The organism is Azospirillum sp. B21 (assembly GCF_008364825.1).
Taxonomy (GTDB): domain Bacteria; phylum Pseudomonadota; class Alphaproteobacteria; order Azospirillales; family Azospirillaceae; genus Azospirillum.
On sequence record NZ_VTTO01000015.1, the window covers coordinates 110,370 to 133,115 of the forward strand.

Genomic DNA, 22,746 nt, shown 5'->3' on the forward strand with positions numbered 1-22,746 from the left:
ATTGCAAAAGCGCCGCCATTGCCCCTGACTTCATCGTCGTCCGGCAGAAAAGTCAACACAAAATCGTCTGACGATCTTGTCAACCATTCGCGGTCGCCCTATTGTCCGCCGATGCCGGACGGTTGCACGGCCGCAAAGGTCGCACCGAAGCAAAGCCAATCACTGGAAAGCCGCAAAATATGAAAGCTGTTATCGCCCGAGATTTCGCCCCGCTCGATCAACTTGACTACGCCGACTGGCCTGAGCCGGACGTTGAGGCCGGTCAGGTGCTGATCGAGGCCGAGGCGATCGGAGTCAACTATCCGGACGGGCTCCTCGTCCAAGGATTGTACCAGGCCCGGCCACAGACCCCTTTCATTCCGGGCATGGAAGTCGCCGGAAGGATCATTGCGGTCGGACAGGGAGTCGAAGGCTTCAAGCCGGGTGACCGGGCGGTCGCGCTCGGCCCCTATGGCACCTATGCCGAGAAAGTGGCCGTTCCGTCCAAGGCCGCGATGAAGCTGTCGGAGGATATGCCGGCCGCGCATGCCTGCGCGCTCATGTGCGGTTACGGAACATCCCACTACGCGCTCAAGCAGAGGGCTCGGCTCCAGCCGGGCGACACATTGTGCGTGCTCGGTGCATCGGGTCTGACCGGCTTGGCCGCACTTCAGATCGGCAAGGCCATGGGCGCGCGCGTCGTCGGCGTGGCGTCATCGCCGGAGAAGCAGAGGATCGCTTTGGACGCTGGAGCGGACCATGTGTGCGGGTACGACAATCTTCGCGAAAACCTCAAAGCCGCGACGGATGGCAAAGGCGTCGACGTCGCCTTCGATCCGGTGGGCGGTGCGACCTTCGACGCGCTGTCGCGCTCCATGGCCTGGAATGGTCGCCTGCTGGTGATCGGCTTTGCTTCGGGCGAGATCCCCAAGTTCCCGGTAAACCTCGCGCTCGTGAAAGGCTTCTCGCTCGTGGGTGTCTTCTGGGGTGCCTTCACCGAAAAGGAGCCGGACGTCTATGCCGACAACATGAGCGAGTTGATCGGCTGGTATGGCGCCGGCAAGATCAAGCCGGTGATCGAAGGCGAGTATCCGCTTTCGGATGCCGCTTCGGTGCTCAAACGCATGCTTGGCCGGGGCACCGCCGGCAAGCTTATCCTGAAGCCGTGAGGCATGCCTTGCATCCGATGTCGCCGGCGGCGCCGACGCCGACGACGATCAGCTGTGCCGGTCGGCCTTGTCATCCACCAGCTTCTCCAGGTGGTCGAGATCCTCGCGTAGGGTCGCGATCGCGTCGCGGGCGTTGCTGAACCTGTCCTTGCGGCCGGTTTCGCCGATGACGGACCTGACGGCCATTTCGGCAAGCTGGTTGGCGATCTCGTCGACCGTGGGACCCCGATCGGGGCTGTACCAATGCGCACTCCAGTTCACGAGGCCGATCATGCCGAACGCAGCGATGCGATCATCCACGGGCCGAAACTCACCGGTGAGTATGCCCTCCTTGATGATGCTGCGGTATTCCCCCAGGATCTGGCGCTTTGCTTGCGAATGCCGTTCGAGAAGATCGGGAGGCAGGGCAGCCTCCGTGACCTCGATCATCCGCATTTCGGTCTGCCGGGCAAGAACGTCCCTGACACGCTGCACAACGAACGCGTGCAGCCTTTCCGCCACGGTGCCGGAAGCCGTCGAGCGCCAAAGCGTGATTTCGGCGAGGGGAGCGACCGTCATCTCATCGACGATCGTTTCGAGCAACGCCTCCTTGTTCTTGAAGTAATAGTACACGGCCCCCCTCGTCAGGCCGACCGCCTCGGCAATGTCGGTGAGGCTCGTGCCGGCATAGCCCTTCTCGGCAAACAGAATGCACGCTTTTTCGATCAGCGCGCGTTCGACCCGCACTTTGCGGCGATCGTTCCCACCAGCGTCGTCCGTCGATTTCATGCGGTTCCGCTTCTTGTGAAAGGTTGCCGTCAACGTGCCCGGCGTGCCGGTTCACGTCCGCGCTTGTAGCAAGCGACGGCAGGATTGACCAGCGACTCCAACGACGACGCCGGAAAATTTGATAAGGCCGTTGATTTTTTGACGGCAATGAATGTATAAGACACCAACAATCCTGACAAATTTGGGAGGACATTCATGGACGTCAGCAAGCCCATGCCGGGCGTGGTGTATCCATCGGCCGAGGATGTCGCGCGATATCGGGCGATGGGTCTCTTCGGTGACGAGACCATGCCGCAGGCATTCCGCCGCATCGCCACGCGGTTTGCCGACCGGGTTGCCGTCTCGAACGCCACGGACACGGTGACCTTCCGCGAGTTGGACGAGCGCAGCGACTGCCTGGCGGCCGGACTGCTCGATGCAGGCTTGAAGCCCCTCGATCGGGCGACCTTCCAGGTCGGCAACAGCATCGAACTGGTCGTGGCTTTTGTCGCCTGCCTCAAGGCCGGGGTGATTCCGATCTGCACGCTGGTCGCGCACCGTGCCGCCGAAATCGGCTACCTGTCCCGCCACGCGGGCGCACGCGCCCATTTCATTCATACGGACGACGCGAAGTTCGACTTTCTCGCGTTTTCGCGGGAGGTGCGGTCCGTCGCGCCGAGCCTTGAGTTGACGATCGTGGCGCGTGGAGATGCTCCGGGCGGGGATCCCTCGGTCAAATCCGCAGCGGACCTGGCCGCCCGCCAGAATCCGAAGGACGCGAGAGAGCGTCTTCTGGCGCTGCCGTCCGATCCGGGACAGGTCGCCGTGTTCCAGCTTTCCGGTGGCACCAGTGGCGTGCCCAAGATCATTCCGCGGTTCCACAACGAGTATCTCTACCAGATCAAGTCGGTTGCCGACTTTCATGGCCTGAACGAACACACGGTGGCGTTCTCGCCGGCTCCGATGCTGCACAACGCCCCGATCATCTGCTACTGGGGCTCCGCCTTCTTCAGCGGTGGCGAGGTGGTTTGCGCCCGCAGCCTCGAACCGGCTCTGGTCGCGGCGACGATCGCGGCCCGGCGCCCGAACTGGATGGGCATTCCTCTGCCGACGCTGATCGCCTTGCAGAAGGAGGGGCTGCTCGACCGGTCCTGGTTCGAGAATGTTCGCATGTCGGTGTCAGAGTCTGCGTGGCATGTGGAGGAATTGACGGGCGCGCTCGGCGTTCCGCTCTACGGCATGACCGAGGGCATCATCTGCTACGGGCGGATCGGTGATCCGAAGGATGTGCTCGACAACACCGTGGGCCGCCCGGTGGGGCCGGCGGACGAATACCGGATCGTCGATCCCGAAACGGGTGCGGAGCTTCCCGAGGGCCAACTCGGCGAGTTCGTTTTCCGCGGTCCGAGTTCCTGCCGGGGCTATTTCGACGCCGAGGAACGAAACCGGGAAGCATTCACGCCGGACGGATTCTGCAAATCGGGCGACCTGATGCGCATCGTCAGGATCGACGGCCAGCGCTACGTCACCTTTGAAGGCCGGGTTAAGGACGTGGTCAGCCGCGGCGGCGAGAAGATCAACTGCCAGGAGGTCGAGAAGGCTCTGATCGATCATCCTGCAATCGGCGCCATCGCCGTTGTTCCAATGCCCGACCCAATTTTCGGTGAACGCACCTGCGCCTTCATAATTCCGAACAACGGGGAGAAGGCACCAACGGTATCTGAAGCGGGAGCTTATCTCGATCGGGCTGGAATTGCCAAATTCAAATGGCCGGAGCGGATCGAGGAAGTGAATGCGTTCCCAATGACTTCTTCCGGAAAAATCTCGAAGCCCCTCCTGCGGGAGGAGATCAAGCGGATTCTTTCCGAAGAGAGGGCGTAGTCGAACGCCAACGCTCTACTTGCGCAATCGTCAAAATTTTGATACTATCGTCAAATCACGAACAGGAACCGTAAGCCATGCCCGAAGCACTGCACGAGGGGGCGCGTTCCAACACGGCCTTCGCCGGAGACCACTCATACCGCACGCAGGACGTGGACGTTTCGAGACTGCGGCGCGCCAGCGACGACGGTGTCCAGCTGCGGCTGAACGGGGTCGACCACACCGCCCGCCCGACCTGGAAGCTGCGTGAGACGGTGACCTTCTACCGCGACATTCTGGGATTGCCGCTGATTCATACGATCAGCGCGCGCGGATGGGGTCCGCCGGGCCACCACGATTTCCTGCATTTCTTCTTTGATGCCGGAAAAGGCGCAACGATCGCCTTCTTCTATTATATCGGCAGCGAACGGCCGGATCGCTACATCCCCGAGGATCATCATTTCTATTCGGCCACCCACACCGCTTGGGGCGTCGATTCCATGGACGAGTTGACGCTGTGGAAGAAAACACTCGAAGCCAGGGGGATCACCGTCTCGCCATACACCCGGCACGAGGCACTGGAGTCGATCTATTTCCTCGATCCGAACGGCTATCCGCTGGAGATCACGCTGCGTCTGCGCGACGTCCACCCCGTCGATGCGAAGGATGCCGCCCTCACGCTTGAAGCTGCCATGCAGATCGAGGATGTCGCCCGCGCGGGAGGCCAGGCGATGACCGACATCGACATGATCTGGCGCCGCAAGGCAAAGCTGGTCGAAGCCTACATCGGAGGTGCGTGATGCCCACCATCTACGTCGTGGACGTTCCTGAATTCGCGCCGATGGTCGAGGAAGCCCTCAAGAATCCCGACTGCACCGTTTCGGAAAGCCGCAAGGGCTATTTCCGGATTGACGCGCCGGGCGCGATCACCTTCAACCGGAAGGCCATGAAGATGAAGCCGGCCATTTGGTACGGCATCTTCACCGGAGGCCTTGACGGCGAAATCCGCTCGTTCGGCCGGGACGAGGTCGTCGTCATCGGAACCAACAAATCACTGTAACGCGGCGCATCCCCTCCCGTTCGGGCAACGTCGTCCCCTGGACGGGCGCGGTACATTTCGAAGGGATCCAGTGATGAAACGACGCACCATCCGTATCGGTCAGATCGTTCCGAGTTCGAACACCACGATGGAAACGGAGGTCCCGGCCTTTCTCCGCGCCTATGCCGCGAACACCGACGGACTGGATTTCACGTTCCATTCCTCGCGGATGCGCATGAAGCATGTGCGCAAGGAAGAGCTTGCGGCGATGGACGCGGATTCGCACCGCTGTGCCCGCGAACTCTCCGACGCGCCGATCGACGTCGCCGGATACGCCTGCCTCGTTGCCATCATGGCGATGGGGCTGGGCTATCACCGCAGGTCGGAGAAAAACCTGATGCGTATCGCGGCCGAGGAAGGACAGCCTTATCCCGTCGTCACCTCGGCGGGAGCCCTCGTCTCCGAATTGCGGCACATGGGCTGCCGGAAGGCCGCCCTGATCATGCCCTACTCCGACGAACTGGCTCGCACCGTGGTCGAGTATGTGGAGGCGGAGGGCATCGAGGTCGCCGACTATCGTAACTTCTCGGTGGCAAACAATCTCGACGTGGGTCGCATTCCAGGAAGCCGGCTGCTCGAGGCGCTGCGGGAAATGAGCGGCGCAGGGGCCGACGTCACCGTGCTTTCGGCCTGTGTCCAGATGCCGTCGCTGGATAGCTTGGACGAGGCGCGCCGCCTGTCGCGCATGCCGGTGACCTCGACGGCCGAATGCACCGCGCGGGCCATGCTCCGCACGGTCGGGTTGCCGGTGGAAACGCCCAGACTGGCCGAGGTCGCGCCATGACCGCCGCGATGCCCCGCAAGCTGCGCGTGGCCGTTGTCGGCGGCGGCCCGGGCGGGCTTTTCTTCGCCCGGCTGCTCGCGCGGCGGGCGCCGTGGCACGAGATCGCCGTCTTCGAACAGAACCACGCGGGCGCCACCTACGGCTTCGGCGTCACGCTCGCCGGCCCAGCGCAGGATCGGCTGCGCACCGCAGACCCTGAGGCCGTCGACCGCTTGGCCGCGGCCATGGTCTTCAGCGACGAGCAGATGATAAACCTCGACGGCGAGCGCATCCTGCTCCGCTACGGCGCCAAGAGCGGCGCGATCGCCCGATTGGAGCTGCTCCAAATCCTGGAGGATCTCTGCCGCGAGCACGGAATTGTCGTCGCCCACGAACGCCGGATCACCAGTCCTTCCGACCTTCTGGATTTCGACCTCGTGGTCGGCGCGGACGGCGCGAACTCGGTTGTCCGTGGCCTCATGGCGGAACAGCTGGGACTTCGGACGAGGACGCTCGGCAACCGCTTTGCCTGGTACGGGGTCGCGAAAGCGTTGAATCCGAACGGGCTGTCCTTCAAGCATCAGGACGGCGGGCGCTTCATCGGCCACTACTACGCCTACACGGACGCAATGAGCACCTTCGTCGCGGAATGTGACGAGGCGACGTGGGAATCCACCCTGGCGCATCTGCCCGACGCCGAACGCCGCAAGCGCATCGAGCGGATCTTCGAAGAAGAACTCGAGGGCGCGCCGCTGGTGGAGAACAAATCCGTGTGGCGCCAGTTCCAGGCGCTGACGACGACGCGTTGGCATGCAGGGAACGCCGTGCTGCTCGGCGACGCGCTCCGCGTGGCGCATTTCTCGATCGGCTCCGGCACGCGGCTGGCCATGGATGATGCCTTGGCGTTGTGCCAGGCACTGGAAGCCTGCGAGGACAATGTGGCGGCCGCGCTGGAACGCTACGTCGCGACCCGCAAGCCGACCCGCGACCTGTTCACCGCAGCGACCGTGCGCAGCTTCGATTGGTATGAGGACATCGAGTCGGCCATGCGGCTTGGCGTGGTCGCCTTCACCCGTGATTTCCTGACCCGCACCGGGCGCGTGGACGACAACCGCCTGCGCGACTACGTGCCCGACTTCTACCGCGAACACATCGCCCCCTTGCAGGGATCGCTGAACCGAGAGGAGCGTCCATGACCGTAGCCGAACCACTCATCGCGCGAGAATACGTCGTCTCGCGCATTCCCTTCACAGTCCGGCGGGTGGTCGACTGGGTGGAGTGCGATCCCGCCGGTGTCGTCTATGCCGGCCATTACACCGAATACATGTCGTCCGCGATGCGGATTTTTCGTGAGCACGGTCTGGGAGAGGCGCTGGGGGTGGCCAGCGACGGAAAGGATTTCTCCACGCCGGGAAAAGCCGTCAGCCTTGTCTTCCTCGGTCCGCTTTGGCCCCGCGACGTGTTCGACATGGTTGTTTATGCGGGCGAGCCGCGCAAGAGCACGATCGATGTCCTCGTCCACGCGGTGCGGGTCGACGACGGCTCGTCCGTGTTCGTTGGTCGAACCACGTCGATCTGTGTGTCTGCGTCCGACCGGCGCCAAACCGTAGCGGTTCCCGACCATTTGCGTCGGGCGATCGAGGAATATCGTGCGGTCGCGCCGGCGATGCCGGACGTGCTGCGGCAGGTGGAGCATCGGGCATGAGCGGGCAGCGGGATGGGCTGGCGAACGCCGGCGGAAACGTCGCGGTGACCACAGCAGGGCTTCGCGGCACGCAATGGGACGCCTCGCGGCTTCCGGCCGGCACGACGCTCACCGTGCATCCCCTCGTCACGGCAGACAATGCCGACGTGACCGGATATCTTTTCCGTCGGGGTGGCGAGCGCACAGTGGTCTGCGCCATGCACCCGCGTGAGCTGAGCACCACGCAGTATCTGGTGCCCGATCTGCTCGACGCGGGCGTGGCGGTCTGGATCCAGGGCCCGCGGTCGCCGGGCAACGACATCAGGCTGGAGCACGAGGGCGCCATCCTCGATCTGGCGGCGGGCCAGCGTTTTCTGCGGGAAGAAGCGGGCTTCTCGCGCACGATCTTGCAAGGAACCTCCGGCGGCGGCCCCCTGGCGGTCTTCTATTGCCAACAGGCCGCCCGCGCGCCCGAAGCCCGGATTGCGCGCTCTCCCGGCGGCAAACCGACCGGCCTGGAAAAGGCGACGATGCCGGTTCCCGATGGGGTGATCCTGGTGTCGTCCCATCTTGGGCAGGGGGAATTGCTGCTCCGCTGCATCGACCCCGCCGTCGTGGACGAAAACGACCCGCTCGTAACGGACGAGAGCCTATCCGCCTTCAATCCGGCGAACGGGTTTGCCGAGCCGCCACGGTCGTCGTCCTACACCCCGGAATTCCTCGAACGTTACCGCGAGGCCCAGAAGGCGCGTGTCGCCCGGATCGACAACCATGCGCGCGCACTGCTGAAACGGAAGGCCGAAGCGCGGGCGCGTCTCAAGGCCTCGCCCAGCCGCGAGGACGCGATCCTTGCCGCCCACTCCCCGATCTTCACCGTCTGGCGGACCGATGCCGACCCCCGGTGCTTCGATCTCTCGTTGGAACCGTCGGAACGGGCCTACGGCACGCTTTGGGGCGCCAACCAGATCGTGTCGAACTTTGGCAGCGTCGGCTTCGCACGCGTTTGCACCCCCGAGAGCTGGCTGTCCAACTGGTCGGCGAACGCCTCCAACGCCTCCATCGGCAAATGCGCGGGCGATCTGACGCAGCCGGTGCTGATGATCGAATACACGGGCGACAACAGCGTCTTCCCGTCGGAAGCCGATTTCATCTTCGAGTCCATCGGTTCGCAGGACCGCGAACGCGTCCGTATCCATGGCAACCACCATGGCCGCCCGGTGGACAAGAGCCGCCCCAACGGCCAGATCGAAGCCGGCCGGGTCATCGCCGACTGGCTCGCCGCCCGCGGCTTTTCGGGATGAACACGTCCATAAAGGTTGAGGGAAGGAGAGGGCAGCGATGGTGACCAATCGCCGATGGGTGCTTGCCCGGCGTCCGGAAAGCCGACCGGAACCTACGGATTTCCGCTTCGAGACCATCGAGGCGACGATGGAGCCGGGACCGGGAGAGATCCTGGTCCGCCACAGGTTCCTTTCACTCGACCCCTACATGCGGGTTCGGATGAGCGCCGCACGCTCCTACTCGGAGCCGGTGGAGCTCGGTTCGGTCATGGTCGGCGCCGCGCTCGGCGACGTGGTCGAATCCCGAGATCCGACGTTCAAGCCCGGCGATGCGGTGATCGTCGGCGGCGGAGCCCTGCAGGGCGGCGGCTGGCAGGATTACAGCATCGCCCAGGGTGCGAACGTTCGTGGGATAGATACGCGCGATCTTCCCGAGGCCGCATTCCTCGGGCCGCTCGGGATATCCGGATTCACCGCCTATGTGGGCCTGAAGGTCATCGGTGCGCCGAAGCCGGGCGAGACGGTGGTGGTCGCCGCCGCCACCGGCGCGGTCGGATCGATGGTGGGCCAGTTGGCGAAACTCGAGGGCTGCCGCACCGTGGCAATCGCTGGCGGCGCGGAAAAATGCGCGTTCGCCGTCGAAACCCTGGGCTATGACGCCGCCGTCGACCACCGGGCGCCGGACTTCGCCGAACAGCTTGCAGCCGCCTGCCCCGACGGAGTCGACATATACTTCGAGAATGTCGGAGGGGCGGTGGCGGCGGCCGTGCGACCGCTGCTCAACGATTTCGCGCGCATTCCGGTCTGCGGCCTTATCGCACATTACAACGACGAGGAAACCGCAGCAGGCGGTCCCCCGTTCGCTCCCTTCATGCGCGACATTCTGGTGAAGCGTCTGACCGTGCGCGGCTACATCATCTCCGACTTCTTCGGGTTGCGCATTGAGTACAACGCCTACGCCCGACCGCTCGTCGCATCCGGCAAGCTGGCGTGGAAGGTCGACATCGTCGAAGGATTGGAGAACGCACCGGAGGCCTTTATCGGCCTTCTGGATGGGCGCAACTTCGGAAAACTTCTCGTGAAGATTGTATAAAAACCGCAGACCTGGTGCGGGTCCTCATGCCGAGAGTATTTCCCTTCATTGCCTTGATCTTAGTTCCTGAAAGCCAAGACTAAGGTCATGGGCGCAATGCCGCACCAGCAAAACACCCCAACATAAAAATGGAAACGCCACAGGGAAGGGTCGAGACATGCATCAGGCCTCTGTCACCGTATCCGACATTATAGACAACTCACGCCTAAGTCGCTACCAGCTGAGGATCATGCTGATTTGCGCGCTTGTCGCCGTGCTTGATGGCTTTGATACGCAAGCAGTCGCCTTCGTGGCTCCGATCCTCGCATCGTCTCTGAACATTCCATTGCCGACTTTCGGTTCCGTGTTCGGCGTGGGGTTGCTTGGGCTTGCAGTCGGCGCGCTCGTTTGCGGTTCCATTGCGGACCGCTTCGGCCGTCGCAAGGTCATCATCGCCTGCACGCTGATTTTCGGTGCATTCTCAACGGCTACCGCCTTCTCGTACGGCCTGCCCGACCTGATGGTCTATCGGTTCCTCACCGGCATCGGGCTTGGCGGCGTGCTGCCCAACATCATCACACTGACGTCAGAGTATGCTCCCCGCCGCAATCGGTCCATGTTCGTTACGATCATGTTCTGCGGCTACCCGCTTGGCGCCATGATCGGTGGGATCGTGAGCACGTGGATCATTGGAGCCTTCGGCTGGAAAGGGGTGTTTCTCTGCGGCGGCCTGCTGCCGCTCGCGCTCGTTCCGGTCCTCGTGGTCGCGCTGCCAGAGTCCGTGCAGTTTCTGGCCGGCAAGCCTGGACGCTCCCAGGAGGTCGCGGCGATCATCCGCCGGATCGTCCCCAATTTCGACCGGCAGCTCGATCTCGAGTCCGTCGTGTCGCGAGGCAGGCTGCCGCCCAGCGATATGGCGGTGCGTCCTCTCTTTGCCGACGGGCGAACCGGAACGACATTGCTTCTGTGGATCGCGTTCTTCATGAACCTCCTGATCCTTTACTTTCTTGTCAACTGGCTGCCGTCCGTTCTGCAACGCAGCGGCATTCCGCTCGATCGCGCCATCGTCGCTTCGGTTTTGCTGAATTTCGGCGGGATCGTCGGTGGTATCGTGCTGGGTCCGCTGATGGATAGATTTGGCCCTTACCGAGTCCTGACAACGTCTTATCTTGGAGGTGCGCTTGCCGTTTGCGCCCTTGGGGGTGAGCATTCCATGGAACAAGTGTTTGCCCTCGTCTTTGTCGCCGGGTTTTGCATCATGGGATCCCAATTCGGCGCCAATGCGCTGGCAAGCAGCCTGTATCCCAGCAGCATGCTCGCCACTGGCATCGGCTGGGCGCTCGGAATCGGACGCTTCGGTTCCATCATCGGGCCGGTTGCGGGAGGCTTGATGCTCGCGGTCGGCTGGTCGATGCCGGTGATCTTCACAGCAAGTGCGGCCCCGGGCCTGCTGTCGGCCATCGCAATCATTGCACTCGGAGTTCGAGCGCGCCGTGCCAAGGTCCCGGTTACGCCAATGGCTTTCGACCAGAGTGTGCACTGATTGTGTGATGGCGGAACGTTGTTGGGACAGGATGTTTTGGAATGGCACCGTCAACTTTGACCACCGCCACTTCGAGGGCACCCTGTGCAATGGCCTTGTACATAGCCTCTCTATAGCAGGCGCATCCGCGAGAACGGTGGTGATTGGGTCTGTTGTCTGCCCGGGCAAGACTTTGCTCCGTCTTTTCGCACCGCTCATGAGGACCATGAGCATTCTTACGTCACGGCCATGACCTGCCTGCCACCTGAATCATTGCAAGGGATAATCAACCATTGCCCCCTTCTGAGACACTTCGCTTCCCGATTGTCGAACCGCCGCCTTTTGGGGAACCTGTGACAGTCGCCCCCGGAATTCTATGGCTGCGCCTTCCTCTCCCCTACGCGCTTGATCACGTGAACCTTTACCTGTTGGAGGATGAGGGTGGTTGGACGCTGTTCGACACCGGTTTGGGTGATGAGCGCAGCCGGACGCTCTGGTCGTCCGTGCTCAAGGATGCCTTGGGCGGACGGCCGATCACCCGCATCGTGGTCAGCCACTGCCACCCCGACCACGTCGGGATGACCGGCTGGTTGAACGAACGCTTCGCGCCACAGGTCTACATGACGCAAGCCGAATTTCTCACCACCCGTGTCCAACTGCAGGAACCGCAAGTGGGAAGAAGCGATTGTCTCGAGCGCTTCTACCGGTCTTGTGGTCTGGACGACGAAGCAGTCCTCCGACTGCTTGGGCGCGGACAGCGGTACCTAAGCCACACTACGGGTCTTCCGCCCACGTTTGAACCGCTCATTGCCGGGCAGGCAGTGCGGCTGGGCGGGCGTGACTGGCGCATTTTGACTGGTGGTGGCCATTCACCGGACCAAGCCATGCTGTGGTGCGAGGCCGACCGTCTGTTCCTCGCCGCAGATCAGGTGTTGGAGCATATCTCCCCGAACGTCAGTGTGCTCGCGACTCAGCCCAATGCCGACCCGCTCTCGCTGTACCGAGGGTCATTGCGCGAACTGATGGAGACGATCCCGCCAGACGTCCTTGTCCTGCCGTCTCACCGCCGCCCGTTCCACGGCCTCCACGACCGTGCCGAACAACTGGACGCGCACCACGACGACCGATGCGCACGCATTGCCGCAGCCTGCGGTCCGGTCGCGCTAACCTGCGCTCAGGTCCTTCCGGTGATCTTCCATCGAACGTTGGACTCTCACCAGCTGGGTTTTGCGGTCGGAGAAGCGTTGGCACACCTGAACCACATGGTGCGGAATGGAACCTTAGCGACCGAGATCAACAAGGGCGGCATCCGGACCTATCGAACGCGCTGAACGTTTGCGCTCTTAATGTTCGAACATGACCTGGCCACTGCCTGAACACTTGGGGCAATCCAGAGAAAATACCCCCAAAGCGCAGAGCATTATTTCTCCAGCGCACGCTTGCCGGCCTTTAATTCAGCTGTAATATTGAGCGCCGGCATCTTTATTGCCAGACTGTTATGTATTCGGGGGATAACGACAACAGACCGATTGGTCGACACCGCTGCATGTTGTCGTCCCCGCATCCAAGCCGCCGCTTGATTTGGCGGCCACGCTGATCCCACGGCTTTTCCCCATGGCGACTGGATCTGATGAGGAGCAACAATGAGTGTGACAGCCTTGGCCCAGCGCGCCACCATCACCACCCTAGCCGCGCGCAAAGGCGGTGAGCCCATCGTGTGTCTGACGGCCTATTCGGCGTCTCTCGCCAAGCTGTTAGACTCGCATGTCGATCTGCTGTTGGTCGGCGACAGCTTGGGCATGGTACTTTACGGCTTCGACAGCACGTTGCCCGTGACCCTTGACATGATGATTGCGCACGGTGCAGCCGTGGTACGCGGCTCGACACGGGCCTGTGTGGTTGTCGACTTGCCCTTTGCCAGTTATCAGGAGTCGCCGCAGCAGGCCTTCGGCAACGCCGCCCGAATTCTGGCGGAGACGGGGTGTGCGGCTGTGAAACTTGAGGGCGGGACTGAGATGGCCGAGACCGTCACCTATCTGACCGCGCGCGGTGTGCCGGTTATGGGCCATGTCGGGCTGACCCCTCAATCGGTCAACACGCTCGGCGGCTTCCGCGCGCGGGGCCGTAGCGTGGACGAAGGCGAGCGCATTTTGGCCGACGCTCAAGCCATCGCTGACGCCGGTGCTTTCGCGTTGGTGATCGAGGGCGTGATGGAGCCATTGGCCAACCGCATCACGGCGGCAGTGGCGGTCCCGACCATAGGCATAGGCGCATCCCTTGCCTGCGACGGCCAAGTGCTGGTAACTGATGACATGCTTGGTCTCTTCACTGATTTCACTCCGAAATTCGTGCGCCGCTATGCCGAGCTCGCCCCGACCGTCATCCAGGCCGCTTTGGATTATGCAGGGGACGTCCGCCACCGTCGCTTCCCAGGTCCGGAGCATGTGTTCGCCCCGCGTAAGGCGCCTACCCCGGAAGCGGCGCCGTGACCGTAGTGATTCGCACCAAGCTGCACGATATCGGTTCCTTCAGGTGTCGAGCCAATTCTGAGCTGACGACCTGATTGTCCACAGGCGGATGCCATGGATTACGCGACCGCGAGCATATCGCGCAGCGCGGCGAACCGTTGGACATGGATCGCCCGTCGCTGCGCTGCCGGGGCATGCTGCTTGCGCCGGGTCGCCGATCGCAGGAAGTTGCGCCCCTCATCGTGAACCCGACAGAAGCGAACCGCGCTGAGCGGGGACTTAATGCCACCCATCACCCGGGGGCGGCCGTTGACCTCGCGGCGGTCCTGCTCGAGGTGATTATTCTTGAACGTTGACGGGTGGTGCTCGACGCCGTCTCCGAACACCTGTTCCAGCGCCCGAAGGTAGCCGGCATACTTATGGGTGGTGATCATCTTGAGAATAATGACAGTAACTGCCACGGCCGAGCGGAAGAACGCGTCGGCAGCCGCTCGGCTTTGGGTTGTGCTCAGGTAGACATCAAATAGGTTTCTGTTGCTGTCGGTGGCGCGGCACAGGTACTGCCACCGCCCACCGACCTTCAGGGACGTCTCATCCGCGGACCTGCTGTGACCGGTCTTGCTCCCCCAGCGCTGCCGCAGGACAACGGCAAGCAACGGCGACAATTTGACCTCCCAGTTCTGCACCGCCTGGTGCGAGAAGACCAAGCCGCACAGCAGCAGAAATTCCGCGAAATCGCGCATGCTCAGCTTGAACCGGAGGTGCAACAGGACGATCAGAAAGAGGACGTCGGTTGGCAACTGCAGGCAACTCAATGTCGATCCGGTACGGTCGTTGAAACCGCGCCCACACGCCCGGCAGTAGAATCAGTGGTAGCCGTGGGCCGTCCGGTCCGAATACTCCGTCGCCCTGATCGAGTGGCAGTGCGGGTAGCGCATTCCTCACCTCCAGAGCGGAGGTGATCCTCTCCATCAGTCCTGCGCTGCCGAGCAAGCTGGCGCAAAGGCTGACAGAGCCGTATCGTTTGCCGTCCTTCGCTGTAACGGATCCGTCCATGCCGGTACAAGATGCCTTTGGAAACACACTACGCGACCGCTTTCTAAAGGGCGAAGATCTGCCTGCTGGGAGTTTGGACGAAGCGGTGCTGTCTTCCTGGCGGCGTCTGCGGGATCGGGCATCCACAGAGTCTTCCCGTCCATCGGCGCACCGTACAGCGGACGTGCTGGCAAACGGGCTGCTGGGCAGTATCGCTGCCACCGGGGCGCTGATCCTCGGCTCGATCCGTCTGATCCTGGGCCGCGATCATCCCGTCGCCATCCTTCTGGTCGATGGCGATCTGATCATCCACAGCCTGGCGGGGGACCGCTCCTTCGTGGAGCAGCTGGAAGTGGCCGGTCTGAGGGAGGGACGGTCGGCGGCGGAGGATGCCGTCGGCACCAATGCCGTCGATCTGTGCCTGCGGGAACGGCGCCCCATGATCACGTCCGGCTGGCAGCATGTCTGCGCCGGCCTGATGGACGTCAAGATCGCCGCAGCCCCCCTGTTCGGCTTGAACAACGCCCTGCACGGTGCCATCGCGCTGGTATCGGACGCGTCGGTCGGAACGGACACGCTGAACGGCCTTGCCCTGCTCTGCGCCGAGAGCACCAGCGCCCAGTTGAGCGCGATGGAGACCAGCGGCAACCTCGACCGCATGCTGGTCGAGCAGCGGGCCATCATCGACAGCATCTCGGACGGGTTGCTGGTGGTGGACGAGGATGGCCGGGTCCGCCACATGAATGCGCCAGCCGGCCGTATCCTGACCCTGAACCCGGAGCAGAGCGTCGGCCGCCGCTTTGCAGAACTTCTGGATTTCGAGCCGATCATCGCGCCGATCTTCCGCACCGGCGTCGGCTATTACGACCGTGAGTTGATCATCGATTCCAACCGGCGCCACCTGCATCTGATCGACACCGCCATTCCCGTCAAGGACGCGCAAGGCAAAGTCCAATCGGTCGTCAACACCTTCCGCGAGTTCAACCGCGCCAAGCGGATCGCCCAGCAGATCGCCGGCAGCCCGGCCCGCTACACCTTCGACGACATCATCGGCACGTCGGACTGCCTGCGCCAAGCCATCGGCGATGCCCGCAAGGCGGCGCTCGGCACCGCGAATATCCTGCTGAACGGGCCGAGCGGCACCGGCAAGGAAGTCTTCGCCCAAGCCATCCACTCCGAAGCCATCCACGCCCATGGCGACCGCCGCGACGCCCCCTTCATCGCCGTCAATTGCGCAGCCCTGCCGCGCGAACTGATCGAAAGCGAGTTGTTCGGCTACGTCGCCGGCAGCTTCACCGGGGCGCAGAAGGGCGGGCGGCCCGGCAAGTTCGAAATGGCGTCCGGCGGGACCATTTTCCTCGACGAGATCACCGAGATGCCGCTCGACCTCCAGGCCAAGCTCCTGCGGGTTCTTCAGGAGCGCGAGGTCACCCGGATCGGCGCCACCCGGCCCATCCCGATCGATGTCCGGGTCATCGCCGCGTCCAATCGGGACCTGAAGGATGCCATTGCCCGGCGGGAGTTCCGCGAAGACCTCTACTATCGTTTGCACGTCGTCTCGATCACCATCCCGGCGCTGAAGGACCGCAGAAGCGACATCCCGATGCTGGCGACCCACTTCCTGCGCAAATACGCCGCCACCGCCGGCAAGCCGGTCTTCACCATTTCCGACACAGCCCTGCGCGCCATGACCGCGTATGATTGGCCGGGCAACGTGCGTGAACTGGAGAACACGCTGGAGCGCCTCGTCGTGCTGTCCGACGGTACGGAGATCCGGCAGTTCGATCCGCCGGGCGATGCACGGATGCCACCTCCTTCTTCCATGGTGGTTCCCGTCATGAAGGCGTTGCGCGAGCATGAGCGCGACGTCATCGCCGCAACGCTGATCCATGTCGATCACAACGTGACCAAGGCGGCGGAGATCCTCGGCATCGCCCGGCCGACGCTATACAGCAAAATCCGCGACTACGGCATCGTCCTGCAACGCGCCGGAGCGGATAAGGCGTCTTGATTCTGAACGATCGTAAGATTTTCTGACGTTCCATTTTTTGACGGCACTCTCGCGGGTGACGCCCTTCAAAATCGGGGGATTCGCCAAACGCCAAGCCAAAGCATTGAACTATCTATATGAAACCCCTCCCTCGCAAGTCCGGCGAAGGTTGGCACAGGCATTGCGGAGTGATGGGCGAGCCCCCTTGAACAGGAGACCGCCCGTATGACAAGCCTTCTCGATCTGGAGCGTGTGGAAACGGTGCGGCTCGTCGTCGATGCGTCGATGACGGCCGACGCCTTCGCCCGTGACCCGGATGAGCATTATCCGCAGGTCCTCGCCACGCCGGTGATGATCGCCGAGATGGAGCGCGCCTGCGCCGCCCTGCTGCGCCCCGTGCTCCAGTCCGGAGAGCTGTCGGTCGGGGCCAGGCTCGACGTGTCGCACACGGCGCCGACGCCGGTCGGCGGACAGGTGAGGACCAGCGCCCGCTTCACCGGCCGCGAGGGCGCCCTCTACTGGTTCAACGTCTGGTCGGAGGATGCAGGCGGCAAGATCGGCCAGGGCCGGCACGCCCGCGCCATCCTGCCGCAATCCGCCATCGAATCCCGTGCCGCTGAGCGTGCCGGTTCGTAACCGGTGCTTCCCCCTTCCAGACCGAGGCCCTGATGCCGACCTCCGATCTTCTCCACCCCGATTTTGAAACCTTGGCCGACGGCGAGGTCCGCGCCCTGCAAGATCGCCTTTGGGCGACGCAATGGGACTATGTGTCCGAGCGGTCGGCGATGTACCGGCGCATGCTGCCTGCCGGCATCGGGCGTCCGGTGACGCTCGACGGTCTCCAGGATCTGCCGCTGACCGACAAGGAGGATCTCCGCGCCGGCCAGGAAGCCGCCTATCCCTTCGGCGACTATGTGGCCTGTGCGGAGGAGAGCATCGTCCGTCTTCACCGCACCTCCGGCACCACCGGCCGTGCGCTCAACCTCGCCAACAGCAGGCAGGACTGCGACCGCATCGCCACCATCGGCGGCCGCGCGATGCATGCCTCCGGACTGCGGCCGACCGACCGCGTGGTGCATTGCCTGAACTACTGCATGTGGACCGGCGGCGTGACCGACCACATGACGCTGGAGGCGGCCGGCGCGACGGTGGTGCCCTTCGGCGTCGGCAACACCAAGCAGCTTCTCCAGACGATCCGCGACCTGAAGATCACCGCCATTTCCTGCACGCCGTCCTATCCGGCCCTGCTGGAAAAGCTTCTGCGCGATGAAGGCGGTCCGGCGCCGCGCGACCTCGGGCTTCGGCTCGGCCTGTTCGGCGGCGAGGCCGGGCTGGACAATGCCTCCTTCCGCGCGACGATGGAGGAGACCTGGGGCTTCGGCGTGCGTAACGCCAATTACGGCCTCAGCGAGGTGCTGAGCACGCTGGGCAGCCAGTGCGAGGCGACCACCGACCTGCATTTCCACGGCAGCGACTACCTGTTCGCCGAAATTCTCGACGCGGAGGGCAACCGCCTGCCGATCCGCGAAGGCACGGTCGGCGAACTGGTCTGCACCCACATCGAGAAGGAATGCCAGCCGCTGATCCGCTATCGCACCCGCGACGTCGTCACCGTCACCGGAACCGGGCGCTGCGCCTGCGGCCGGACCTCCTGGCGCTTCCGCGTCAGCGGGCGCACCGACGACATGTTCAACGTGCGCGGAATCAATGTCTTCCCCAGCGCGATCCGCAAGGCGGTCAGCAGCCTGCCGGCGCTGTCGTCCGGCCATTTCCGCATCCGGCTGATCGGGCCGGGACCCTACGATCGCATCCAGCTGCGCGTCGAGGCGGCGGAGGGGTTGCCCGAGACGGCATGGCCCGCGGCGGCGGCGGAACTGGAGAAGGCGGTGCGCGAGCAGGCCGGCGCGACTGCCTCGGTCACCATGATCCCGCACGACACGCTGCCGCGCACCGCCGGCAAGACCGACTGGATCGAAAGGGTCGCATCATGAGCACGGTCAATCTCGATGTCGCGGACGGCATCGGCCGCGTGACGCTGAACCGGCCGGAGCGGATGAACGCCATCGGCACCGCCCTGCTGCATGACCTTCACGCCGCCTTGACCGAAGCGGCGGAGCGCCCGGACGTGTCGGTTATCCTGCTGTGCGGCGCCGGACGGGCCTTCTGCGCGGGCGACGACCTGAAGGAGTTCGACCAGCAGACCCGCGACGATGCGGCGATCCGCGCCCACATCGCCGGCATCCAGCAGATCACCCACGACCTGATGTTCGGGTCGAAGATCGTCGTCGGTGCGGTGCATGGCTTCGCCGTGGGCGGCGGGTTCGAATGGATGCTGAACTGCGACCTTGTGGTCGCCTCCGACGACCTTCAGGCCTTCTTCCCCGAAATGGACTGGGGCCAGTTCGTGACCGGCGGGGTGACGCATCTGCTGCCGCTGGCGGTCGGCTATCAGCGGGCGATGGAACTGATGCTGCTGGGCGAACGGCAATCGGCGGCGCGTCTGGCCGAACTCGGACTGGTCAACCGGGTGGTCCCCCGCGAGGCGCTGCTCGACACCGCGACGGCGCTGGCGACGGTGGTGGCTGGCAAGTCGCGCTTCTCCACCGGCCGGCTGAAGCGTCTGATGACCGTCGACCTGTCCGATACCCTGCGCCGCGCACTGGACCTGGAGGCGGCGGCCACCGTCGAGGCGTTCGGCAACCCCGAAGCCGCCGAACGGGTTGCCCGTTTCGCCACGCGCAAGTCGTCTTGAGAAGAGGAACGGGAATGGACGCGATCAAGGCCGTCACCTTCGATTACTTTGGCACGCTGGTCGACGTCGATGCCGGCGGCACCGCTGGCATGGCACAGGTTCTGTCCAGGCTGGGGCGCGACGACCTGGACGCCGCAGCCTTCTATCTCGACTGGGATGTACGCACCGTCCAACTCTACCGGTCGTCCGCCTATCGCCGGTACCGAGAGGTCGCCGCCGAAGCGTTGGCTGCTACGCTGGCCGGAGGCGGGATCGAGCGGTTGGATGCGGCCCAGCTTCCGGCCCTGACCGACACGCTGCTGACCGGCCTCGTCGAGCAGGCACCGCCGCACCCCGAGGTGCCTGAGATCCTCGCCCTTCTGGCGGCCAAATATCCGCTGATGCCGATCACCAACATGGACAGCGACCTGTTCGCCCGCAGCCGGCTGGCCTCTTTCTTCCCGAGCGTCACGACCGCCGAGATGGCCCGGGCCTACAAGCCGTCGGAGCGCATCTTCCGCCTCGCTCTGGAACGGCTGGCGCTGGCCCCCGCCGAGGTCCTGCACGCCTCGCTGGCCTCCTGGGCGGACATCGACGGAGCCAAGCCGCTGGGCATGCGGGTCGCCTGGATCAACCGCACGCAGGACAGGCTGGGACCATGGCAGCCCCGGCCGGACCATGAGTTCGCCGATCTCTCCGGATTGCGCGAGGTGCTTGCCCTCTGACATCGGGCGCGCCGCAGGGCGGGCCTTGCCGAGACACGTCCGCCGCATGCGGCCCGGCGGACGGATGCAACGACACAACAACATGCCGCGTCAACGAATGGGGAAGTTCCATGTCTCGATCAATGTCTCGATCTGGGTCTCGATTCCGCGGCAACCTTCTTCGTTTCGGTATCTCGCTCGCGGCACTGGTGCCGACGGCGGCGGCGGCCGACGTCAAGCTGGGCCTTGCCGGGCCGGTCACCGGGCAATACGCCTCCTTCATGGAGCAGATGCGGCGCGGTGCCGACCTTGCCGTCGCCGATCTCAACGCGGCCGGCGGCATCAACGGCGAGAAGGTCGTCCTGCAGGTGGCCGACGATGCCTGCGATCCCAAGCAGGCGGTGGCCGTCGCCAACCGGTTCGTCGCCGATGGCGTGCAGGCGGTGGTCGGGCATTTCTGCTCCAGCTCCACTATTCCGGCCTCCAGCGTCTATGCGGAAGCCGGACTGGTGATCGTGACGCCGGCCTCGACCAACCCGACCATCACCGAGCGCGGCCTGACCAACATGTTCCGGGTCTGCGGGCGCGACGACCAGGCCGCCGGGGTGGCGGCGAAGCAGATCGTCAGCCGTGATCTCGGCCGGACCATCGCCATCGTCCACGACAAATCCACCTATGGCCAGGGGATCGCCGAAGGGGTGCGGGCGGAGTTGGCGCAGCAGGACCGCAACGTCGTGCTGTTCGAAGGCATCACCCAGGGGGAGCGCGATTTCTCGTCGCTGGTCGCCCGGTTGCGGGCCTTGAACGTCGATGTGGTCTTCTTCGGCGGCTATCACACCGAGGCCGGGCTGCTGGTGAGGCAGGCGTCCGAACAGGGGCTCAAGGCCCGGTTCGTCGCCGGCGACGGCTTGGCGACCACGGAGTTCGCCTCCATCGCCGGACCGGCCAGCGATGGGGTGATGTTCACCTTCTACCCGGATCCGCGCGTCAACGCCGGCACCGCCGATCTGGTCCAGCGCTTCCGTTCCGCCGGGTTCGAGCCGGAGGGCTTCACCCTCTACACCTACGCCGCGGTCAAGGTGCTGGCCGATGCGGCCAAAGCGGCGAAGACGATGAAGGGCGACAAGCTGGCCGATGCGCTGCGTGCCGGCACCTACCACACCGTGCTGGGCGACATCCGGTTCGACCGGAAGGGCGACCCCAACTCCGAGCCCTTCGTGCTCTACGCCTGGAACAACGGCACATACGCTCCCCTGAAGTGATCCCGGCAGCACGCCTGCCCTGACGAACGGAGCCGAAGCCACGGCCGCCGAACGCGGGGACATGCCCGCCGCTCGTTCCGAACCGGGACGAGCGGCGCCGTGGCGCATCGCGCCGTCCGTCCCGACATCCAAGCCCTTTCCTGCCGCTCGTTCGTGCAGGAAAGGGCCTCAAACTTCGGGCGACGACTTCATGGACTATTTTCTCCAGCAATTGATCAACGGCTTGTCGCTTGGGGCGATTTACGGCCTGATCGCGATCGGCTACACGATGGTGTACGGCATCATCGGGATGATCAACTTCGCCCATGGCGAGATTTACATGATCGGCTCCTTCGTGGCGCTGATCACCTTCCTGGCCATCGGCGCGCTCGGCATCACCTGGGTGCCTCTGGCCCTGCTGGTCATGCTGCTCGCCTCCATGCTGTTCACCAGCGTCTATGGCTGGACGGTCGAGCGCATCGCCTACCGGCCCCTGCGCTCCTCACCCCGGCTGGCGCCGCTGATCTCCGCCATCGGCATGTCGATCTTCCTGCAGAACTACATCCAGCTCCTCCAGGGCGCCCGCTCCAAGCCGCTGCAGCCCATCCTGCCCGGCAACCTCACCCTGATGGACGGCGCCGTCTCCGTCAGCTACGTGCGCCTCGCCACCATCGTCATCACCCTGGTCCTGATGGTCGGCTTCACCATGCTGATCAACCGCACCTCGCTGGGACGCGCCCAGCGCGCCTGCGAGCAGGACAAGAAGATGGCCGGGCTGCTCGGCGTCAACGTCGACCGCGTCATCTCGCTGACCTTCGTCATGGGCGCAGCCCTCGCCGCCGTCGCCGGCATGATGGTGCTGCTGATCTATGGCGTCATCGACTTCTACATCGGCTTCCTGGCCGGGGTGAAAAGCTTCACCGCCGCCGTGCTCGGCGGGGTCGGCTCGCTGCCCGGCGCCATGCTCGGCGGCGTGGTCATCGGCCTGATCGAGGCCTTCTGGTCCGGCTATGTCGGCTCCGAATGGAAGGACGTCGCAACCTTCTCCATCCTCGTCCTCGTCCTGATCTTCCGGCCCACCGGCCTGCTCGGCCGGCCCGAGATCGAGAAGGTGTAAGCGCCATGACCACGCATTCCAACACCGTCTCGTCCGCCGCGGGCGGCGCTGCGCGCGGCGTCGACTGGGCCGCCACCGTCAAGGACGCCGGCCTCGCCGCCTTCGTGGCCCTGCTGCTGACCGTGCCGCTGGTGGGCCTGCGCACGGTCGACCGCCCCACCGGGCTCGGCATCGAAGCCCGGCCGGAGGAGGTCGTCGCCTCGCTGCTGCTGGTCTTCTTCGGCCGCCTCGGGCTGGGGCTGATCCGCCAGGGCATGGCGCTGCCGGTGCTGATCCTGGCGCTGC

The 22,746-nt window shown here is 64.2% G+C and carries 22 protein-coding genes; 20 read left to right on the plus strand and 2 right to left on the minus strand.

Annotated features, from left to right (window positions below; translation table 11 throughout):
* Positions 1-179: 179 nt before the first annotated feature.
* Complete coding sequence (locus FZ983_RS26345; RefSeq protein WP_149226963.1) at positions 180-1,148, plus strand: NADPH:quinone oxidoreductase family protein; 969 nt, start codon at positions 180-182, stop codon at positions 1,146-1,148.
* Positions 1,149-1,196: 48 nt separating this feature from the next.
* Here the strand turns inward: FZ983_RS26345 and FZ983_RS26350 are convergent, their stop codons facing one another.
* Entirely contained in the window at positions 1,197-1,916 is a 720-nt protein-coding gene (locus FZ983_RS26350) for a TetR/AcrR family transcriptional regulator (protein WP_149226965.1), read from the minus strand.
* Positions 1,917-2,111: 195 nt separating this feature from the next.
* Here FZ983_RS26350 and FZ983_RS26355 point away from each other — a divergent pair, with 195 nt between their 5' ends.
* From FZ983_RS26355 to panB, 11 genes are all read left to right on the plus strand, one after another.
* Positions 2,112-3,776: an AMP-binding protein gene (locus FZ983_RS26355; protein WP_149226967.1), complete on the plus strand. Its 1,665-nt coding sequence runs from the start codon at positions 2,112-2,114 to the stop codon at positions 3,774-3,776.
* Positions 3,777-3,853: 77 nt separating this feature from the next.
* Positions 3,854-4,555 (plus strand): VOC family protein, encoded by a 702-nt coding sequence (locus FZ983_RS26360; protein ID WP_211102994.1) that lies wholly within the window; start codon positions 3,854-3,856, stop codon positions 4,553-4,555.
* On the plus strand, positions 4,555-4,815 hold the full coding sequence (locus FZ983_RS34525; RefSeq protein WP_211102995.1) for a hypothetical protein: 261 nt from the start codon (positions 4,555-4,557) through the stop codon (positions 4,813-4,815). Before FZ983_RS26360 ends, FZ983_RS34525 begins: the two co-directional genes overlap by 1 nt.
* A gap of 73 nt (positions 4,816-4,888) precedes the next feature.
* Positions 4,889-5,638 (plus strand): Asp/Glu racemase, encoded by a 750-nt coding sequence (locus FZ983_RS26365; RefSeq protein WP_149226969.1) that lies wholly within the window; start codon positions 4,889-4,891, stop codon positions 5,636-5,638.
* Positions 5,635-6,813: an FAD-dependent monooxygenase gene (locus FZ983_RS26370; protein WP_247883987.1), complete on the plus strand. Its 1,179-nt coding sequence runs from the start codon at positions 5,635-5,637 to the stop codon at positions 6,811-6,813. Before FZ983_RS26365 ends, FZ983_RS26370 begins: the two co-directional genes overlap by 4 nt.
* The gene (locus FZ983_RS26375; protein WP_149226971.1) at positions 6,810-7,322 is read left to right on the plus strand and encodes a thioesterase family protein; all 513 of its coding nucleotides are present in this window, start codon (positions 6,810-6,812) and stop codon (positions 7,320-7,322) included. The genes FZ983_RS26370 and FZ983_RS26375 overlap by 4 nt, the downstream gene beginning before the upstream one ends.
* Positions 7,319-8,602, plus strand: a complete 1,284-nt coding sequence (locus tag FZ983_RS26380) for an alpha/beta hydrolase (protein WP_149226973.1) — start codon at positions 7,319-7,321, stop codon at positions 8,600-8,602. Before FZ983_RS26375 ends, FZ983_RS26380 begins: the two co-directional genes overlap by 4 nt.
* Before the next feature lie 37 nt (positions 8,603-8,639).
* A complete protein-coding gene (locus tag FZ983_RS26385; protein WP_149226975.1) occupies positions 8,640-9,674 on the plus strand; it encodes an NADP-dependent oxidoreductase in 1,035 nt (344 codons plus the stop codon).
* 157 nt (positions 9,675-9,831) lie between these two features.
* Positions 9,832-11,196 (plus strand): MFS transporter, encoded by a 1,365-nt coding sequence (locus FZ983_RS26390; RefSeq protein WP_149226977.1) that lies wholly within the window; start codon positions 9,832-9,834, stop codon positions 11,194-11,196.
* Between the two features lie 392 nt (positions 11,197-11,588).
* The gene (locus FZ983_RS26395; protein ID WP_247883988.1) at positions 11,589-12,506 is read left to right on the plus strand and encodes an MBL fold metallo-hydrolase; all 918 of its coding nucleotides are present in this window, start codon (positions 11,589-11,591) and stop codon (positions 12,504-12,506) included.
* Between the two features lie 312 nt (positions 12,507-12,818).
* Positions 12,819-13,664, plus strand: a complete 846-nt coding sequence (gene panB, locus FZ983_RS26400; RefSeq protein WP_149226981.1) for a 3-methyl-2-oxobutanoate hydroxymethyltransferase — start codon at positions 12,819-12,821, stop codon at positions 13,662-13,664.
* 98 nt (positions 13,665-13,762) lie between these two features.
* Here panB and FZ983_RS26405 read toward each other — a convergent pair whose 3' ends face one another.
* The gene (locus tag FZ983_RS26405; RefSeq protein WP_149226983.1) at positions 13,763-14,443 is read right to left on the minus strand and encodes a DDE-type integrase/transposase/recombinase; all 681 of its coding nucleotides are present in this window, start codon (positions 14,441-14,443) and stop codon (positions 13,763-13,765) included.
* Positions 14,444-14,862: 419 nt separating this feature from the next.
* Between FZ983_RS26405 and FZ983_RS26410 the strand changes: the two genes are divergently transcribed.
* The 8 genes from FZ983_RS26410 to FZ983_RS26445 all read left to right on the plus strand — a co-directional run.
* Positions 14,863-16,689 carry a sigma 54-interacting transcriptional regulator gene (locus tag FZ983_RS26410; RefSeq protein ID WP_188092522.1) on the plus strand — a complete coding sequence of 609 codons (1,827 nt, stop codon included), beginning with the start codon at positions 14,863-14,865 and terminating at the stop codon, positions 16,687-16,689.
* A 204-nt stretch (positions 16,690-16,893) separates the two neighbouring features.
* Entirely contained in the window at positions 16,894-17,304 is a 411-nt protein-coding gene (locus FZ983_RS26415; protein ID WP_149226987.1) for a thioesterase, read from the plus strand.
* A gap of 32 nt (positions 17,305-17,336) precedes the next feature.
* The gene (locus FZ983_RS26420; RefSeq protein WP_149226989.1) at positions 17,337-18,659 is read left to right on the plus strand and encodes an AMP-binding protein; all 1,323 of its coding nucleotides are present in this window, start codon (positions 17,337-17,339) and stop codon (positions 18,657-18,659) included.
* Positions 18,656-19,420 carry an enoyl-CoA hydratase/isomerase family protein gene (locus FZ983_RS26425; protein ID WP_149226991.1) on the plus strand — a complete coding sequence of 255 codons (765 nt, stop codon included), beginning with the start codon at positions 18,656-18,658 and terminating at the stop codon, positions 19,418-19,420. The genes FZ983_RS26420 and FZ983_RS26425 overlap by 4 nt, the downstream gene beginning before the upstream one ends.
* A gap of 14 nt (positions 19,421-19,434) precedes the next feature.
* A complete protein-coding gene (locus FZ983_RS26430) occupies positions 19,435-20,124 on the plus strand; it encodes an HAD family hydrolase (RefSeq protein WP_149226993.1) in 690 nt (229 codons plus the stop codon).
* A 110-nt stretch (positions 20,125-20,234) separates the two neighbouring features.
* A complete protein-coding gene (locus tag FZ983_RS26435) occupies positions 20,235-21,365 on the plus strand; it encodes a branched-chain amino acid ABC transporter substrate-binding protein (protein WP_247883989.1) in 1,131 nt (376 codons plus the stop codon).
* A 190-nt stretch (positions 21,366-21,555) separates the two neighbouring features.
* A complete protein-coding gene (locus FZ983_RS26440; RefSeq protein WP_063635815.1) occupies positions 21,556-22,461 on the plus strand; it encodes a branched-chain amino acid ABC transporter permease LivH in 906 nt (301 codons plus the stop codon).
* 5 nt (positions 22,462-22,466) lie between these two features.
* On the plus strand, positions 22,467-22,746 hold a 280-nt coding region (locus FZ983_RS26445; RefSeq protein WP_149226995.1), incomplete at its 3' end, for a DUF3382 domain-containing protein.

What these genes read in the sequence shown, in the direction of transcription:
- FZ983_RS26345 (WP_149226963.1), top strand. Translation starts at nt 180, where the DNA reads ATGAAAGCTGTTATCGCCCGAGATTTCGCCCCGCTCGATCAACTTGAC.
- FZ983_RS26350 (WP_149226965.1), bottom strand. Translation starts at nt 1,916, where the DNA reads ATGAAATCGACGGACGACGCTGGTGGGAACGATCGCCGCAAAGTGCGG.
- FZ983_RS26355 (WP_149226967.1), top strand. Translation starts at nt 2,112, where the DNA reads ATGGACGTCAGCAAGCCCATGCCGGGCGTGGTGTATCCATCGGCCGAG.
- FZ983_RS26360 (WP_211102994.1), top strand. Translation starts at nt 3,854, where the DNA reads ATGCCCGAAGCACTGCACGAGGGGGCGCGTTCCAACACGGCCTTCGCC.
- FZ983_RS34525 (WP_211102995.1), top strand. Translation starts at nt 4,555, where the DNA reads ATGCCCACCATCTACGTCGTGGACGTTCCTGAATTCGCGCCGATGGTC.
- FZ983_RS26365 (WP_149226969.1), top strand. Translation starts at nt 4,889, where the DNA reads ATGAAACGACGCACCATCCGTATCGGTCAGATCGTTCCGAGTTCGAAC.
- FZ983_RS26370 (WP_247883987.1), top strand. Translation starts at nt 5,635, where the DNA reads ATGACCGCCGCGATGCCCCGCAAGCTGCGCGTGGCCGTTGTCGGCGGC.
- FZ983_RS26375 (WP_149226971.1), top strand. Translation starts at nt 6,810, where the DNA reads ATGACCGTAGCCGAACCACTCATCGCGCGAGAATACGTCGTCTCGCGC.
- FZ983_RS26380 (WP_149226973.1), top strand. Translation starts at nt 7,319, where the DNA reads ATGAGCGGGCAGCGGGATGGGCTGGCGAACGCCGGCGGAAACGTCGCG.
- FZ983_RS26385 (WP_149226975.1), top strand. Translation starts at nt 8,640, where the DNA reads ATGGTGACCAATCGCCGATGGGTGCTTGCCCGGCGTCCGGAAAGCCGA.
- FZ983_RS26390 (WP_149226977.1), top strand. Translation starts at nt 9,832, where the DNA reads ATGCATCAGGCCTCTGTCACCGTATCCGACATTATAGACAACTCACGC.
- panB (WP_149226981.1), top strand. Translation starts at nt 12,819, where the DNA reads ATGAGTGTGACAGCCTTGGCCCAGCGCGCCACCATCACCACCCTAGCC.
- FZ983_RS26415 (WP_149226987.1), top strand. Translation starts at nt 16,894, where the DNA reads ATGACAAGCCTTCTCGATCTGGAGCGTGTGGAAACGGTGCGGCTCGTC.
- FZ983_RS26420 (WP_149226989.1), top strand. Translation starts at nt 17,337, where the DNA reads ATGCCGACCTCCGATCTTCTCCACCCCGATTTTGAAACCTTGGCCGAC.
- FZ983_RS26425 (WP_149226991.1), top strand. Translation starts at nt 18,656, where the DNA reads ATGAGCACGGTCAATCTCGATGTCGCGGACGGCATCGGCCGCGTGACG.
- FZ983_RS26430 (WP_149226993.1), top strand. Translation starts at nt 19,435, where the DNA reads ATGGACGCGATCAAGGCCGTCACCTTCGATTACTTTGGCACGCTGGTC.
- FZ983_RS26435 (WP_247883989.1), top strand. Translation starts at nt 20,235, where the DNA reads ATGTCTCGATCAATGTCTCGATCTGGGTCTCGATTCCGCGGCAACCTT.
- FZ983_RS26440 (WP_063635815.1), top strand. Translation starts at nt 21,556, where the DNA reads ATGGACTATTTTCTCCAGCAATTGATCAACGGCTTGTCGCTTGGGGCG.